Annotated in this window: 5 protein-coding genes; 1 reads left to right on the top strand and 4 read right to left on the bottom strand. The window is 72.8% G+C overall.

What is annotated here, in order from left to right; genetic code table 11:
- Positions 1-2: 2 nt before the first annotated feature.
- The 4 genes from AB0K14_RS13900 to AB0K14_RS13885 all read right to left on the bottom strand — a co-directional run bounded on the left by AB0K14_RS13900 (position 3) and on the right by AB0K14_RS13885 (position 16,241).
- Positions 3-197 (bottom strand): MbtH family protein, encoded by a 195-nt coding sequence (locus AB0K14_RS13900; protein ID WP_360450460.1) that lies wholly within the window; start codon positions 195-197, stop codon positions 3-5.
- Complete coding sequence (locus tag AB0K14_RS13895) at positions 194-13,645, bottom strand: amino acid adenylation domain-containing protein (RefSeq protein ID WP_360450697.1); 13,452 nt, start codon at positions 13,643-13,645, stop codon at positions 194-196. Before AB0K14_RS13895 ends, AB0K14_RS13900 begins: the two co-directional genes overlap by 4 nt.
- Positions 13,646-13,808: 163 nt before the next feature.
- Entirely contained in the window at positions 13,809-14,819 is a 1,011-nt protein-coding gene (locus AB0K14_RS13890; RefSeq protein ID WP_360450457.1) for an iron-siderophore ABC transporter substrate-binding protein, read from the bottom strand.
- A gap of 93 nt (positions 14,820-14,912) precedes the next feature.
- Positions 14,913-16,241 (bottom strand): lysine N(6)-hydroxylase/L-ornithine N(5)-oxygenase family protein, encoded by a 1,329-nt coding sequence (locus AB0K14_RS13885; RefSeq protein WP_360450454.1) that lies wholly within the window; start codon positions 16,239-16,241, stop codon positions 14,913-14,915.
- Between the two features lie 228 nt (positions 16,242-16,469).
- Here AB0K14_RS13885 and AB0K14_RS13880 point away from each other — a divergent pair.
- A partial coding sequence (locus tag AB0K14_RS13880) for an ABC transporter ATP-binding protein (protein WP_360450452.1) occupies positions 16,470-17,726 on the top strand: 1,257 nt, incomplete at its 3' end.

Raw genomic sequence — 17,726 nt, 5'->3', positions numbered from 1 at the left:
GGTCAGCGGAGGCTGAGGGGGCGGAGGTCGGTCCAGTGCTCCTCCACGTACGCGACGCACGCCTCGCGCGTGTCGGGGCCGAACCTGGTGGTCCAGCCGGCCGGGACGTCGGCGAACGACGGCCACAGCGAGTGCTGGCCCTCGTCGTTCACCAGGACGTGGAAACGGCCCTCAGGGTCTTCGAACGGGTTGGTCACGGCTCGATCCTCCGGTCGGGTTCGGTCGTCGCGCGGTGCAGGTGGTGCAGCACGGCGTCGGCCAGGTGTTGGGCGGTGGCTGGGGTGAACAGGTCGGTGGCGTAGACGAGGTAGCACGGCACCGGGCCGTCGTCCTGCGGTTCGTAGAAGCTCACGGTCAGCTCGGCGGGCGTCGTGCCGGTCGGCACGGCCACCAGCGCGCCGGTGTCGCCTTCCAGCGTCGACAACACCGCCTTCTCGTGGTGGACGATCATGACCTGCGGTTCGACCGGCACCGGCACGTCGGCGTGGTCGAACGCGGCCAGGTCGGTGGCGCGGATGCGGGCCAGCAGCTCGGTGTAGCCAGGCCGGCCGGCGGTGTCGGTGCGCAGCACTACCCGGTTGAAGAAGCAGCCGACCAGGTCGCCCAGCGCCTCCTCGGTCCGCCCGGCCACCATCGTGCCGATCGGGACGTCCGTGCCGTAGGGCGTGAGCGCGGCGGCCACGGCGGCCTGCACCACCATGAACATGCTGGTGCCGGTCCGGGTGGCGAGCCGGTCGACGGCCGCGTGCAGTTCCGCCGACAGCGAGAACGGGACCACGGCGGCGGGGTGGCGCCCCGACCGCCGCCCGGACCGCCGCTCCCCCGAGTAGGGCAGGGCCAGTTCGGGCAGGTCGCGCAGCGCGTCGCGCCAGAACGCGTGCTGCTCCTCCCCCACCGACTCCAGGACCTCCAGCGACCACAACGTGTAGTCCGCGTAGGTCACCGGCAGTTCGGTCCACTGTGGAGCCTCACCGCACCGGCGGGCCGCGTAGGCGTGCTGGAGGTCGCGGAACAGCGGCACGACCGACCACTCGTCCACCGCGAGGTAGCTCATGGTCAGCAGCAGCGCCTGCGCGCCGGACGCGTCCACGACCAGCCTGGCGCGGACGGGCGGGTGGCCAGGTCGCACCGGTTCGGCCGCGAACGCGGGCAGCGCCTCGTCCAGCGCCACCACCGGCTCCACCTCCAGCGGCGGCACGGGGACGGCGCGCTGCACCTCACCGTCCAGCACCGTGCGCAACGGCTCGTGGCGACCGACGACGTCGGCGTACGCGGCGACCAGGGCGGGTACGTCGAACGGCGTCTGAGCGCGCAACGCCAGCGCGTGGTCCCACGACGACTCACGCCCGCGCTGCACGGGCGCCAACGGCAGGTCCACCGGCCGGTCGAACCGGCGCAGCCGAGGCCGGGCCGAGGTGGCGCCGGTCAGCCGCCCGGCCAGCCCGGCGACGGTGGGCGAGTCGAACACGTCGCGCAACGCGATGTCGACGCCGAACACCGACCGGATCCGGCCGACCAGCCGCATGGAGGCCATCGAGTGGCCGCCGAGGGTGAAGAAGTTGTCGTGGATGCCCGGTGACACGCCCAGCAGCTCGGCGAACAGCTCCGCGATCGCCTTCTGCTCGGGTGTGACCGGCCGGTCGTCGCCGGTCAGCGCCGACCAGTCCGGCTGCGGCAGGGCACGGCGGTCGAGCTTGCCGTTCGGCGTCAGCGGCAGCGGGCCGTCGAGGAAGAGGACCGTGGCGGGGACCATGTACTCGGGGAGCCGTTCGGCGACGAACGCCCGCAGGTCGTCCTCGGTCGAGCCGACCACGTACCCGACGAGCCTGGTGACGTCACCCGTGCGGTCGGCGACGACGGCGGACTGCGCCACGTCCGGGTGCCGGGCCAGGGCGGCTTCGATCTCGCCGAGCTCGATCCGGTAGCCGCGGATCTTGACCTGGGTGTCGACGCGGCCGAGGAAGTCCAGGTTGCCGTCGGCCCGCCAGCGCGCCCGGTCGCCCGTGCGGTACATGCGGGAGCCCGCCGAGGAGTCGGACGCGGTGCCGAACGGGTTGGCGACGAACCGGGACGCGGTCAGCGCGGCCTGGCCGATGTACCCGCGCGCCAGGCCGCGGCCGGACACGTACAGCTCGCCGACCACGCCCGGCGGCACCGGTCGCAGCCGGTCGTCCAGCACGTACACGGTGGTGTTGGGGTCCGGGACGCCGATCGGCACGGCCGAGTCCCACCCCGGCACGGCCTTCCACAGCGTGGAGTTGACCGTGGCCTCGGTGAGGCCGTAGGCGGCGAGCAGGTCGAGCCGCCCGGCCCAGCGGCCGATCACGTCCGGTGGCACGGTCTCGGTGCCGACCAGGATGGTGGAGCCCTCGGGCAGCTCGCAGTCGGCGGGCAGCGCGGACACCAGCGACGGCGGCAGGATCATGTGGGTGATCCGCCGGTCGCGCAGGAAGTCGGTCAGCTCGGGGCCGGCGACGCGCACCTCGTCCGGTGCGAACACCAGCCTGCCGCCCACGCACAGCGCCATGGTCAGCTCGAACACCGCCACGTCGAAGCCGACCGAGGCGAACTGGAGCACCCGGCTGTCGGCGGTCAGCCCCATCCGGTCGATGGCGGTCGCGGCGAGGCTGGCGATGCCCTCGTGCGACACCACCACACCCTTGGGCCGACCGGTCGAGCCGGACGTGTAGATCACGTACATCGCCGAGTCCAACGACAACGGTCCACTGTATGCAGTCGACAACATCCGGCTGTCGGAGTCGTCGCGCCCCGGTCGATTGTCTACAGCAGACAGACGACCGGATTCCGCGGCCAGTTCTTCGCGCACGGAATCCGAGTCGAGGACCACGGTCTCGGCGACCTCGGGAACGGGCGCGGTCCGGGTGGTGACCACCAGCCTGGCGGCGGAATCCTGGATCATGTATGCGATCCGGTCGGCCGGGTGCGAGAGGTCCAGCGGCAGGTACGCCGCGCCGAGCTTGAGCACCGCCAGCACGGTGGCGACCATGTCCGCCGACTTGGGCACCGCGATGCCCACCACCGACTCGTGGCCGACACCGCGTGCCGCGAGCAGCCGCGCGATCCGGTCGGACCGCGCGTCCAGCCACGCGTAGCCCACCGAACGGTGGCGGTCGACCACCGCGACCGCGTCCGGCTTCTCGGCCACGCACCGGGCGAACATCGCCGTGAACGTCTCCTCCGGCACCTCACGCCTGGTCCGGTTGAACTCGTCCACCACGCGCCGGCGCTCGTCGGGCGCCAGCAGGTCCACCGCGCTCACCGGCGCGGACGGCGCGGCCAGCACGGCGTCCACCAACGCGGTCAGCCGCGCGCCGAGCCGTTCGACGGTCACCCGGTCGAACAGGTCGGTCGCGTACTCCAGCCGGCACACCACCGGCCCGTCGACCACCTCGGTGAAGCTGAACACCAGGTCGAACTTCGCCGTCGTCGTCTCGTGGCCCACCCACGTCACCGGCAGCCCGTCGAACGACGCCGCGTCACCGCCCCGGCTGTGGTACCCGACCATCACCTGGAACAACGGGTTGCGCGCCGCCGACCGGATCGGGTTGAGCCGGTCCACCACGGCCTCGAACGGCACGTCCTGGTGCGAGAACGCGGCCAGCGACGTCTCCTTCACCCGCCCGACCAGCTCGGCGAAGCCCGGGTCGCCGGACAGGTCGGCCCGCAGCACGAGCGTGTTGACGAAGAACCCGACCAGGTCGTCCAACGCCTCGTCCGTGCGGCCCGCGATCGGCGCGCCCAGGGGGATGTCGTCGCCCGCGCCCAACCGACCCAACAGGGCGGCCACGGCGGCCTGCAACACCATGAACATCGACGAGCCGGTCGTCTGCGCCAGCGCCCGCAGCCCGTCCGCCCGGGCCTGCTCGAACACCACCTCCAGGTCCGAGCCGCGGAACGTGGGCCGTCCCGGTCGCGGCCGGTCCGCCGGGAGCTCCAGCTCCTCCGGCACGCCGGCCAACGCCCGCGCCCAGAAGTCCAGCTGCGCCTCGCCGACGACCTCCAGCACGTCCCGCTGCCACACGGTGTAGTCCGCGTACTGCACCGGCAGCGGCGTCCACCCCGGCGCCTCGCCAGCCCGCCGCGCCCGGTAGGCCGTCGCCAGGTCGCGCAGGAACGGCCGGTCGGACCACTCGTCGGTGGTGATGTGGTGCAGCAGGATGACGACCAGGTGCTCCTCCGCGCCCAGCGAGGCGATCGTCACCCGCAGCGGCAGCTCGGCACGCAGGTCGAACGGCCGCTCGACCTCGTCGCGCACGATGCCGGGCACCTCGTCCTCGACCGCTGAACGCACCACCACCACGGGCGTGACGTCGTGCAACACCCGCTGGAACGGGGTGCCCTCGTGCTCGCCGAACACCGTCCGCAACGCCTCGTGCCGCTCGACCACGTCACCGACGGCGGCGGTGAACGCGGGCACGTCCAGCGGGCCGTGCAGCCTGAACACCAGCGGGAAGTTGTAGGCGGCGGACGTGCCCTCCATCTGCTGGATGAGCCACAACCGCTGCTGCGCCGACGACAGCGGCAGCTCGGCCGGCCGTTCGACCGGCACCAGCGACGGCTTGACCGGCAGCGCCCGGGCCGACCCGCCGCCGGCCCGCGAAGCCAGCTCGGCGACCGTGGGCGCGTCGAACAGGTCCCGGATCGCCAGTTCGACGCCCAGCGCCGAGCGGGCCCGGCTGATCAGCCGGGTGGCGAGCAGCGAGTGGCCGCCGAGGTCGAAGAAGTTGTCGTCCACCCCTACGTTCGGCACGTCGAGCACGTCGGCGAACAACCCGCACAGCACTTCCTCCTCGCGGGTGGCGGCGGCACGCGACGACGCCGCACCCGTCACCACCGGCTTGGGCAGGGCCCGCACGTCGAGCTTGCCGTTGACGGTGAGCGGCAGCGCGTCCACCGGCACGATCGCGGCGGGCACCATGTAGTCGGGCAGGCCCGCCTTCAGGTCCTCCCGCAGCGCCGCCGGGTCGACGGTCGACACCACGTACCCGACCAGCCGCTTCACCCCGCCCGGACCGGCGTCCACGATGACCGCCGCGTGCGTGACCCCGGGCCGGGACGCGAGCGCGGACTCGACCTCGCCCAGCTCGACCCGGTAGCCGCGGATCTTGACCTGGTCGTCGGTGCGGCCGAGGAAGTCGAGGTTGCCGGCCGAAGACCTGCTTGCAGGGTCGAGCGAAGACGCAGCACGCGCCCGCACCAGGTCGCCCGTGCGGTACATGCGGGTTCCGGGCGGGCCGTACGGGTCGGCGACGAACCGCTCGGCGGTCAGGCCGAACCGGTCGTGGTAGCCGCGGGCCAGGCCGACGCCCGCGATGTAGAGCTCGCCGGGCGAGCCGGGCGGCACCGGCCGCAGGCGCGCGTCCAGCACGTACGCCCGGGTGTTCCAGATGGCCTTGCCGACGGTCGCGGTCCGGCTGTCCTCGGTGGACGCGCCGAGCGTGTTGATCGTGTACTCGGTCGGGCCGTACAGGTTGTAGCCGTACGTCCCGGGCGTCTCGCGCAGCCGCTGCCAGACCGATTCCGGCACCGCCTCGCCGCCGAGCAGCACCAGCGCCGGCACGTGGCCCGTCAGCAGGCCCTCCTCGATGAGCAGCTGCGCGTAGGTCGGCGTCACGTTGACCACGTCGATCAGGTGCTCGTCGCAGTACGCCACCAGGGCCGCCGCGTCACGGCGCAACTCCTCGTCGCACACGTGCACCTCGTGGCCCTCGACCAGCCACAGCAGCTCTTCCCACGACATGTCGAACGCGAACGAGACGGTGTGCGCGATGCGCAGCCGTCGACCGCCCGCCGCCGCGATGGCGGGTGCGAAGATCGCCTCCTGGTGGTTGAGCTGCATGTTCGTCAGGCCGCGGTACGGCGTGACGACGCCCTTGGGCCGCCCGGTCGAGCCGGAGGTGTAGATGACGTACGCGGGGTGGTCCAGCGAGAACCGGGGCCACTCCACGACGTCCGGCACGTCCCCGGGGTCCAGGTCGTCCAGGCACAGCGCGTCCGGCACCAGCCCGACCGCCGTGGTCGACAGCACGCAGAGCGGCCGGGTGTCCTCGATCATCAGCAGCAGCCGGTCGGCCGGGTGGTCGAGGTCCAGCGGCAGGTAGGCGGCGCCGGTGCGCAGCACCGCGAACAGCGCCACCACCATGTCGGTGGTGCGCGGCAGCGCCAGCGCGACCACCCGTTCCGGTCCCGCGCCGCGGCTGATCAGCAGCCGGGCCAGGGTGTCGACGCGGTCCTGCAGCTGCGCGTACGTGAGCCGCTGGTCGCCGAACACCAGCGCCGTCGCGTCCGGCGTCCGGCGGGCCTGGGCGGCGAGCAGGTCGGCGATGGTGTCCTCGACCACCGGGTTGGCGCTGGCGTCCCACTCGGCCGCGACCGCCCGCCGCTCGTGGTCGGGCAGCACGTCGAGGGTGCCGACCAGCGCGTCCGGGGCGTCGACCAGGCGTCGCAGCACGGTGGTGTAGCGGGTGAGCAGTGCCTGCGCGGCCTCGGCGGCGAAGGTGTCCGGGCGGGACGCAAGGGTGACGCGGGTCCGCGTGCCGGGCGTGATGATGAGCGTGAGCGGGAAGTGCGTGCCGTCCACGTTGGACACGTCGAGCACGCCGTGCCGCTCGGCCAGCTCGTCCTGGCGGTCGTCGCCGTCACCGGTGCGCAGCACGAACAACGTGTCGAACAGCTGCCGGTGCCCGGCCTCCTGCTGGATCTCGCCCAGGCCGACGTACTCGTAGGACATGAGCGCGGTCCGCTCGGACTGGATGCGGCGCAACAGTTCCAGCACGGTCTCGCGGGGGTTCAGCGCGATCCGGGTCGGGATGGTGTTGAGGAACATGCCGATGACGTGCTCGACGCCGTCGACCTCGACCGGGCGGCCCGCGACGGCGGTGCCGAACACCACGTCGTCCCGGCCCACCTGGCTCGCCAGCACCATCGCCCACGCGGCGTTGAACACGGCGTTGGCGGTGAGGCCGTGCCGCCGTGCCTGCGCCCGGACGCGGTCGGTCAGCTCCTCGGTCAGCTCCTCGTGGAACTCGGCCGGGATGACCGGCTCGCGGGACCGGTCCACGGGCGCGACCAGGGTCGGCTCGCGCAGGCCGGACAGCGCGGTGCGCCACGCCCGCCGCGCGGCGTCGTGGTCCTGCCGCGCCAGCCACGCCAGGTAGTCGCGGTAGGAGCCGGGCGGCGGCAGCTCGGCGTCGACGTCGCGGTACAGCTCCAGCAGCTGCTCCAGGAACAGCCACGCCGACCAGCCGTCCCACAGGATCAGGTGGTGGGTGATGACGAGCCGGTCGCGGCCGTCGGGCAGCCGCAGCACCAGGAACCGGCACAGCGGCGGCGCGGCCAGGTCGAACCGCTCGCGCCGGTCGGCGGCCAGCAGCGCCGGCACGTCGGCGTCCTCGGCCTCGACCACGCGCAGGGGGACCTCGAGGCCGGGCGCGATGAACTGCACCGGTGACGGCACGCCGTCGCTGGTGAACCCGGCCCGCAGGCTCGGGTTGCGCTCCAGCAGGGCGGCGCCCGCGCGGCGCAGCCGGTCGACGTCCAGCCGGCCGGCGAAGTCCATGGTCTCCTGGGAGAGGTAGACGTCCAGCGCGCCGGTGTCGTAGCTGGAGTGGAAGTACAGGCCCTCCTGCAACGGCGAGAGCGGCCAGACGTCCTCCGCGTCGGGCAGGGTGCGGCGCTGCTCGTCGGTCAGCACGAGCAGCGGGGCGTCGTCGACGGTGCCGGTGACGGTCTCGACGGCGGCGAGCGCGGCGACCGTGCGGTGCTCGAACACGTCACGCGGGCTGATCTCGACGCCGAGCCGGCGGGCCCGGCTGGACACCGCGATGGAGGTGATGCTGTCGCCGCCGAGCACGAAGAAGTCGTCGTCGACGCCGAGCTCGGTCACGCCGAGGACGTCGGCGAACACCTCGCACAGCAGGCGTTCGCGCTCGGTTCCGGGTGCCCGCCGCCCGGTCTTGACCGGGGTGGGCGAGGGCAGCGCGTTCTGGTCGAGCTTGCCGCTGGGGGTGAGCGGGAAGTCGGACAGTGCCACGATCGCGTGCGGCACCATCGCGGTGGGCAGCGCGTCGGTGATCCCGGCGCGCACCGCGTCCAGGTCGACGTCGGCCGGTGCCACGTAGGCCAGGAGCTGGTTGTCGCGGGCGATCACCGCGGCCCGTGCCACGCCGGGCAGCTTGACCAGCGCGGACTCGACCTCGCCCAGCTCGATCCGGTTGCCGCGCACCTTGACCTGCCGGTCGGTGCGGCCCAGGTAGACGAGCACGCCGTCCGGGCGGCGCACCACCAGGTCGCCGGTGCGGTACATGCGTTCGCCGGGAGCGCCGAACGGGTCGGCGACGAACCGCTCGGCGGTGAGCCCGGGCCGGCCGTGGTAGCCGAGCGCGAGCTGCACGCCCGCCAGGTACAGCTCGCCCGGCACGCCGGTCGGGACGGGCCGCAGGAACGGGTCCAGCACGTGCAGCCGGGTGTTCCACACCGGGCGGCCGATGGGCACGGCGGGGTCGGGCGCGCCGTCGTAGGCGAAGTACGTGACGTCGACGGCGGCTTCAGTGGGTCCGTAGAGGTTGTGCAGCGGCACGGCGGTCAGCTCCCGCCACCGGCCGGCCACCTCGCCGGTCAGCGCCTCGCCGCTGCTGAACACCCGGCGCAGGCTCGCCGACCACGTCGGGTCCTCGCACACCTCGGGCACGCCGAGGAACGCGGCCAGCATCGACGGCACGAAGTGCAGCGTGGTGACGCGTTCGCGGCGGATCAGGTCGGCCAGGTAGGCCGGGTCGCGGTGGCCGTCCGGCTTGGCGAGCACGACGGCCGCGCCTTCGCACAGCGCCCAGAAGAACTCCCACACCGACACGTCGAAGCTCGACGGCGTCTTCTGCAGCACGCGGTCGTCGGCGGTGAGGCCGTCCTCGTGCTGCATCCACGCCAGCCGGTTGACGATCGCGCGGTGCGTGACCACGACGCCCTTGGGCCGCCCGGTCGAGCCGGAGGTGTAGATCAGGTAGGCGGGCCGGTCCGGTCGTGCGGTGGGCAGCTCGACGTCCGGCGCGGTGTCGTCCAGGCAGTCCTCCGGCCGGACCACGGTGGTCGCGCCCGAGTCGGCCAGCATGAACTCGATGCGCTCGGCCGGGTAGTCCAGGTCCAGCGGCAGGTAGGCGGCGCCGGACTTGAGCACGCCCAGCAGCGCCACCATCAGCTCGGCGGACCGCGGCACGGCGACGCCGACGACGTCACCGGCGCCGGCCTCCCGCAGCCTGCGCGCCAGCGCGGTGGAGCGCCGGTCCAGTTCGGCGTAGGTGAGGGTGACGTCGTCGTAGACCACCGCGACGGCGTCCGGTGTGCGGGCCGTTCGGGCGGCGATCCGGCTGACGAGCGTGCCTTCCGGCACGTCCGCGGCGGTGGCGTTCAGCTCGGCGAACCACTCGGCCTCCCGCGCGGAGACCAGGTCGAGGCTCGCCACCGGCCGGTCGGGGGTGGTGGCGAACGCGGACAGCAGCCGCACCAGCCGTTCGGCGACCGAGGCCACCTCGGCGTCGGGGAGGCGGTGCTTGAGGCGCAGTTCGAGGCGCTCGCCGGGCAGCGCGACCAGGGCCAGCGGGTAGTGCAGCTGGTCGCGGATCTCGACGTCGTCCACCAGGTCGGGGAAGTTCTCGACCACGACGAGGGTGTCGAACAGCTCGCCGTGCCCGGTGACGCGCTGGATCTCGGCCAGCCCGAGGTGCTGGTGCTCCAGCAGCCGGGCCTGCTCGCCCTGGAGGTGCGCGAAGACGGTCGCGAGGCTGTCCGCGCCGCGCCACCGCTGCCGGACCGGCACGGTGTTGATGAACAGGCCGACCGCGTTCTCGATCCCCGGCACCTCGGCCGGCCGCCCGGCCACCGTGGTGCCGTAGACGACGTCGGCCCGCCCGGTGAGCCCGCCGAGCAGCAGCCCCCACGCGCCGTGCAGGACGGTGCTGAGCGTCAGACCGCGCCGACGCGCCTCACCGACCAGCGCCGCGCTCAACTCGGCGGGCAGCCGCACGCGGTGCTGACCATGCCGCGGCGAGACCTCGAACTCCGCCGACGGCGGCGCTTCGCGAGCGTCCCCGCCAAGGGGACCCCTGCTTTTATTCTGCCGGCCGGCACCGACGGTTCCGGGCGAAGCGGGGGCGGTTGTGGACAACCCCGCGATCCGGGTCGGCTCGTCCACGTCGGACAGGGCCGCGCGCCACGCCTCGTGCGCCGCGTCCCGGTCCCGGCCCGCCAACCACGCGAAGTAGCGCCGGTGGTCGACCGGTTCCACCCGGCCACCCACCAGCTCCCGCCGCAGCAGGCCGACCGACCACCCGTCCAGCAGGATGTGGTGCAGCGTCAGCACCAGCCGGTCGCCGTGCCGGGCGGCGCGCATCAGCGGCGGCCGGGACAGGTCGAAGCCCTCGGCCCGTTCGGCCGCCAGCACGTCCTCGACGTCGTCGGCGGCCGGGTACTCACGCCACGGCACCGTCAGCTCGGGAGCGATCACCTGCTCCACGCGCCCCCGGTCGGTCTGCCGGAAACCGGCCCGCAGCAGCGGGTGCCGGTCGAGCAGGCCCTGCACGGCCTCCCGGCCGACGTCCAGCGCCAGCACCTCCTGCACCACGTAGGAGTCGTCGGCGTCGTACTGGGCGTGGAAGAAGAACCCCTCCTGCAACGGCGACACCGGCAGCACGTCCGACGAGAACGCGCCCAGCTCGACCTCGCGGACCTCCGCGACTCGGGCGACGCGGGCCAACCCGGCCACGGTGCGGTGCTCGAACACCTCGCGCGGCGTGATCTCCAGACCCGCGTCCCGGGCCCGCGACACCAGCTGCATGGTGACGATGCTGTCGCCGCCCAGCTCGAAGAAGTTGTCGTGGATGCCCGGCGTCAGCCCCAGCACCGCCGCCACCAGGTCGACCAAGGCCTGCTCGACGGGGTTGGTGGCCGGCGCGTCACCGCCCAGCGCGGTCCAGTCCGGCGTCGGCAGCGCCGCGCGGTCGAGCTTGCCGTTGGGCGTCAACGGCAACGGCCCGGTCATCGGGACCACCACCGACGGCACCATGTACTCCGGCAGCACGCCCGCGACGTGCTCCCGCGCGTCCACCGGGGACGCCGAGCCGACCACGTACGCGACGAGCCGCTTGACCCGCCGGTGGTCCTCCCGCACCAGCACCGCGGCCTGCGCGACGTCCGGGTGCGCCATCAGCACGCTCTCGACCTCGCCCGGCTCGATCCGGAACCCGCGGATCTTCACCTGGCCGTCGGACCGGCCCAGGAAGTCGATGGTGCCGTCCGCGCGCCACCGGGCCCGGTCGCCCGTGCGGTACATGCGGGCACCGGGCGGGCCGAACGGGTCGGCCACGAACCGCGACGCGGTCAGCGCCCGCTGCCCCCGGTAGCCGCGCGCGAGCCCGCGCCCGCCGACGTACAGCTCGCCCTCCACGCCCACCGGCACCGGCCGCAGCGCCGAGTCGAGGACGTAGCAGCGGGTGTTCGGGTCGGGCACGCCGATCGGCACCGGCCCCGTCCAGTCCGGCTGGGCGGCCCACAACGTCGAGTTCACCGTGGCCTCGGTGAGGCCGTACGCGGCGACCACGCGCAACCGCCGGGCCCACCGCGCGATCAGCTCGGTCGGCACGGTCTCGGTGCCGACGATCAGCACCGCGCCCTCGGGCAGCTCGCACTCCGGCGGCAGCGCGGCGACCAGCGACGGCGGCAGGATCATGTGCGTCGCCTCGTGCGCGGCGATGTAGGAGGTCAGCGCCTCGCCCGCGACCCGGCGGTGCGACGGCACGACGATCGCGGTGCCGCCGACGCCCAGCGACATGCACAGGTCCCAGACGGCCACGTCGAACCCGACGGACGCGAACTGCACGACCCGGCTGTCCGGGGTGACGCCGATCCGGTCCAGCGCGGTGGCGATGAGGCTGCCGATGCCCTCGTGGGTGACCACGACGCCCTTGGGCCGTCCGGTCGAGCCGGACGTGTAGATCACGTACGCGGCCTGGTCCAGCGCGATGGGGAGGCCGAGGTCGGCACCGTCGGCGGGCAGCTCGAACCGGGTGTCCGGCGTGACGACCAGCTTCGCGCCCGCGTCGGCGATCATGTGGTCGACGCGGTCGCGCGGGTGGTCGAGGTCCAGCGGCAGGTAGGCCGCGCCCGCCTTCATCACCGCGAGCAGCGTGACGACGAGGTCGGCCGACCGCGGCAGGGCCACGCCCACCACGTCCTCCGCCCGCACGCCGGCGGCGACGAACGCGCGGGCGAGCCGGTTGGCGGCGGTGTTCAGCTCGGCGTAGGTCAGCCGGACGTCCTCGCACACGACCGCGACGGCGTCCGGGCGCAGCGCGGCCTGGCGTTCGACCGCGCCGGGCCACGTCACCTCGTCCACCTCGCGCGGCGACGTGCCGAACTCCAGCAGCCGCGCGCGTTCGGCGTCGTCGACCAGGTCGATCAGGGCCACCGGCTGGTCGGGGTCGGCGTCGAGCACGCGCAGGAACCGGCGTTGGTGGTCGGCCAGCTCCTCCGGCGTGCAGACGGCGGCGTTCGCCTCGAACGTGACGACGAGCCTGCCGTCGGCGCGCTGGAGGAACGACGTGGTGAGGTCGTTGACCGGGCCCAGCGACAGCATGTGGAACGCCGGGTCGAGGTCGGCGAACCCCATCTCCCGGCCGAAGCCGAGGTAGTTGACCGTCGGACCGACCAGCTCCGGGATGCCGTCGCGCAGGCCGAGCTCGCGGGCGAGGTCCTCGCCCCGGTAGGCGCTGTGCGGGATGACCTCGCGGATCTCGCGGTCGACGGCGGCGATCAGGTCGGTGATGGTGCTGTCCGGCCGCACGGTGACGCGCAGCGGCAGCACGGTGGACGCCATGCCGGGCGTGACGCGGCTGACCTCGTCGCGCCGACCGGTCACCGGCATGGCCAGCACCAGGTCGGACGCGCCGGTCACGCGGTGGGTGTAGGTGGCGACGGCGGCGATGACCTGCCGCGAGGTCAACGGGTTCGGCAGTTCGACGGTGCGGCGGATGACCTCGCGGACCTGCCCGGTGGCCCGCGGCACGAGCCGCACCGGTTCGGGGTGGTCGGCCATCTTCGCGTGCCAGAACGCCCGGTCCCGCTCCCGCGCCGGCGAGTCGCGGTACGCGAGGTCGGCGTCGACCAGGGCTTGGACGGGCTTCGGGCGGTGCTCGCCGGCGGCGGCGTACAGCTCGCCGGCGCGCCGGGTGATCAGCACGCAGCCGTAGGCGTCGATCACGAGGTGGTGGTAGCGCTGGTACCAGAGCACGTGGTCGTCGGCGATGCGCAGGAGCGCGTGGTGGAACAGCGGGCCGGTGGCGATGTCGGTCAACCCGGCCATGTCCTCGTCCATCCACGCCCGCGCGTCGGCGAGCGAGTCGAACGACAGCAGCGTCACGTCCGCGGTCGGCGGCGCGGGGACCTGTCCCTCGTCGGTGAACCGGACGTGCAGCGCGCCGGTCTCGTCGGCCGTCTGCCGGACCGCCGCCAGCAGCCGGTCGTGGTCGACCGGTCCGCGCAGTTCCAGGTACCACGCCACGTTGTAGACGGGGTTGTCGGGCTCCAGCTGCTGTGCCAACCAGACACCCGTCTGAGCACCGGTCAAGGGCAGCACCACAGTCACAACCTTCCCCGTGTTTGATTGCCGCTGCTCCGCAGACGGCGGCTCGGTCGCCTCGAAGTCGACCGTTCGCGCCCTGACTCCCCGACGCTCGAAAAGCGTGATCGCCGGGAAATGAGGACGCGAACGGTCGACGCGACCTCGCGTGGACCGCGTGTTAGTTCTTGATCGCTTCGAGCAGCGGCACGACCTGCTCGATGCCGTAGGGCACGCTCAGCACGGTGTTGAACGACATGGCCGCGCCGATCGGCGGGTCCATGTAGGTGAGGAACAGGTCGCGCTTCTCGCTGACGACCTTGAGCCGCTGGTAGGCGGGCACGGACTTGACCCGCTCCCAGGCGCTCTGGTCGAACATGAGCCACACCAGCCGGTCGGCGTCGAGCAGGTCGAACCGCTCCTCGCTGAACTCGGCCACGTTCATCTGGCCGGCGAGCTTGCCGATCTCGTCCACGAGGGTGAAGCCCAGCTCCTTCATGAAGATGGCCTTCGGGTCGGTCGGCGCGAACGCGGAGTACTGGCCGGGCTTGAAGCTGTCGGCCACCACCATCGTCTTGCCCGCCCACTCGGGGTGCGCGGCCTTGGCGTCGGCGAAGCGCTTGGCCACGCCGTCGATCAGCGCCTGCGCCTCCTTCTGCTTGCCCAGCGCCTTGCCGATGTGCAGGGTCTGGTCCTGCCACGGGGCGGCGTAGTCCGGGAACGCCTTGGGCTGCGCGACCACGGGCGCGATCTTGGACAGCGTGTCGTACTGCTCCTGCTTCATGCCGGAGTAGACCGCGAGGATCAGGTCGGGCTTGAGGGCGGCGACCTTCTCCAGGTTGTACTCGTCGCGCTCGCCGACGACCTCGGGCTGGGTGGAGCCCCAGAGTTCCTTGGTCCACGGCCAGTTGCCGAACGGCCGCTCCTTGAACCAGTCCACGACGCCGACCGGCTTGACGCCCAGGGCCAGCACGGGCTCCTGGTCGGACAGGCCGAGCGTGACGACCTTCTTCGGCTCGGACTTGATCTCGGTGGTGCCGTACTTGTGCTCGACCGAGACCGGGAACGCGCCGGTGGAGGCTGCGTTGGTGGGGCTCGTCCCGCCGGAGCCGGCGTCGCCGCCGCCCCCGCAGGCGGCCAGCGCCAGCGCTGCGGCCGAGACGACCGCGACCAGCTTGAACTTCGTGGACATCAGGATTTCCCTTTCGGAGGCGCGGCGGCGCGCCGCTGTACCGTGCTAGGCATTCGGGTTAGGTTTGCGTAACCTAACAAACAGCGAGGGGTTTCAGCTCACCCGTGAGACGCTGATCGCGTATTCGGGCTGCACCGGCACCACCGGGGCGCGGCGACCGAGCACGGACTGGAGGATCTCCCCCACCCGCACGGAGGTGTTGGACAGCAACGACGACGAGATGCCGTGCGTGTGCTCGGTGCCGCCCTGGAGGTACAGCCCCGCCAGGAGGTCGTCGTCGGTGTCCAGGCGGTAGTCGCGACCGACGCTGAGCCTGCCGTGCGCGTCACGGGCGCAGCGGCCGGCCAGGTCGCCGAGCAGCGCGGTCGGGTCGGCCTCGCGGTAGCCGGTGGCGTAGACGATCGCGTCGGCGTCGAACACCTCGCGCGCACCGGTCCCCAAGGACTCGACGGTGACCGTGAGCCCGTCCTCGCGGTCGTCCAGCTCGGCCACCCGGGAGAGGTTGAGCAGCCGCAACCGCTCCCGCCCCACCACCTTCTCCCGGTACACCCGCCGGTACAGCTCGGCGATCAGGTCGTTGTCGACCACCGCGTAGTTGGTGTTGCCGTGGTAGTCCATGAGCTTGCGCTTGACCTGCTCGGGCGCGGTGAAGAAGTCGTCGACGGCGCCGGGGTCGAAGATCCGGTTGGCGAACGGGCTGTCGTCGGCGGGGCTGTAGCCGTAGCGGGCGAACACCGCGCACACCTCGGCGGACGGGAACCGCTCGTGCAGGAACGCGGTCACCTCCGCGCCGCTCTGCCCGGCGCCGACCACGACCAGCCGGCGCGGGTCGGTCAGCGATTCCACGCGGTGCAGGAAGTCCCGGTTGTGCCAGACCCGTTCCGACGGCTGGACGCCCTCGGGCAGGGCCGGCCGCAGACCGGTGGCCAGCACCAGGTTCCGGGCGCGGCGCAGCTCCACCTCCCCCGCCGACGTGCGCGAGACGACGTCGAAGTGCGTGATCACGCCGTCCTCGGTCACCGGCCGCACGTCCACCACGTCGTGGTCGTAGGACACCAGGTCGTCCACGCGGCCCGCGGCCCACTCGAAGTAGTCGTGGAACTCGACCCGCAGCGGGAACAGGTTCTTGTGGTTGATGAAGTCGACCAGCCTGCCCCTGCCGTGCAGGTAGCTGAGGAAGGTGAAGGTGCTGTTCGGGTTCCGCAGGGTCACCAGGTCCTTGAGGAACGACACCTGCATGGTCGCGTCCTCGATCAGCATCCCGCGGTGCCAGCCGAACCGCGGCTGGCGTTCCAGGAAGTGGGCGGTCACCACGTCTTCGGCGCGCGCGGTGGCGTTGTACTCGGTGACGGCGATCGCGAGGGCCAGGTTGGACGGCCCGAAGCCGACGCCGAGGACGTCGAAGACCGGTGGCTGTGGCATGGCTGTCCCATCGGTGCGAGTACAGGGTGATCGAACTTTGGTTACCCTAACCTAAGCCGATCGTTCGCGGGAGTGATCCAGGCCTCTCTCCTGATTAGGGTAGCCTCACCTAGCAATCAGCGGAAGGCGGGCACCGGGGTGAAAACCGTCCTCAAGGCGGACGTCCTCAAGGGGGCAGTGCTCAGGGGGGCAGTGCTCAGGGGGGCAGTGACCGGGCAGTGGAGATCGGTGACCGCCGCCTCCGCGCTCGGCGCGGCGCACCAGACCGGCGAGGCCGCGGTGCCGCTGCTCGTCGGCGTGGTGATCGACGAGGCGGTCCGCACCGGCGCGAGCGGGCGGCTGGTGTTCTGGATCGGCGTGCTGGCCGCGGTGTTCGTGGCGCTGTCGTTGAGCTTCCGCTTCTCCTTGCGCAGCGGGGAGAAGGCCTCGCACCAGGCCGCGCACGAGGTGCGGTCGCGGCTGGCCGAGCGGGTGCTGTCGGCGGACGGCGGCGCGGCGCACGGCAGGCTGTCCGGCGAGCTGGCGAACATCGCGACCAGCGACGCCCAACGCGTCGGGCAGGTGAACCTGGCGCTGCCGATCGCGTTCTCCGCGGTCGTCGGCGTGCTGGTCGGCGCGGTGGCGTTGCTGCGCGTCTCGCCCGTGCTCGGGTTGCTGGTGCTGGTGGCCGCCCCGGTGCTGCTCGGCCTCGCGCACCTGCTGGGCAAGCCGCTCGAACGGCGCAGTGACGCCGAGCAGGACCGGGCCGCGCTGGCGTCCGGGGTGGCGGCCGACCTGGTCGCCGGGCTGCGGGCGGTCAAGGGCATCGGCGCGGAGTCGACCGCCGCGCGGCGGTACCGGGTGACCAGCCGCTCGTCCATGGCGGCCGCGATCCGCGCCGCCCGCTCGCGGGCCTGGCTGGACGGTTCGATGCTGGCGATGACCGGCGTGTTCCTGGCGGTCGTGGCGCTGGTCGGCGGGCACCTGGCCGCGTCCGGGACGATCACCGTGGGCGAGTTGGTGGCCGCGGTCGGGTTGGCGCAGTTCCTGCTGTGGCCGCTGTCGATCTTCTCGTGGGTCAACGGGTTGCTGGCGCAGGGCCGTGCGTCGGCCGCCCGGGTGGCCGAGGTGCTGGCCGCTCCCCCGGCCGTGCCGCCGGGTTCGTCGCCGCTGTCGCTCCCGGTGGCCGGGCGCGTCGAGCTGGTGGACGTGGTGTCCGGGTCGCTGCGCGGTGTGTCGTTGACGGCGGAGCCCGGTGAGCTGGTCGGCGTGGTGGCGCGTGATCCGGCGGACGCCGTGTCGCTGCTGGCCGTGCTGGCGCGCGAGGTCGACCCCTCCGGCGGCACGGTGGCGCTGGACGGCGCGCCCTTGTCCACTGTGGAGGGTTCGGTGCTCCGGTCGGCGGTGTTGGTCGCGGCGCACGACGCGGACCTGTTCGAGGGGTCGGTGCGGGACAACGTCGCGGCCGGCGCCGCGCAGGGCGGGGTGGCGCAGGGTGAGGCGGCA

Source organism: Actinosynnema sp. NPDC050801 (genome assembly GCF_040673975.1).
In the GTDB taxonomy this organism is placed as follows: domain Bacteria; phylum Actinomycetota; class Actinomycetes; order Mycobacteriales; family Pseudonocardiaceae; genus Actinosynnema.
This window is presented reverse-complemented; position numbering and strand designations above follow the sequence as displayed.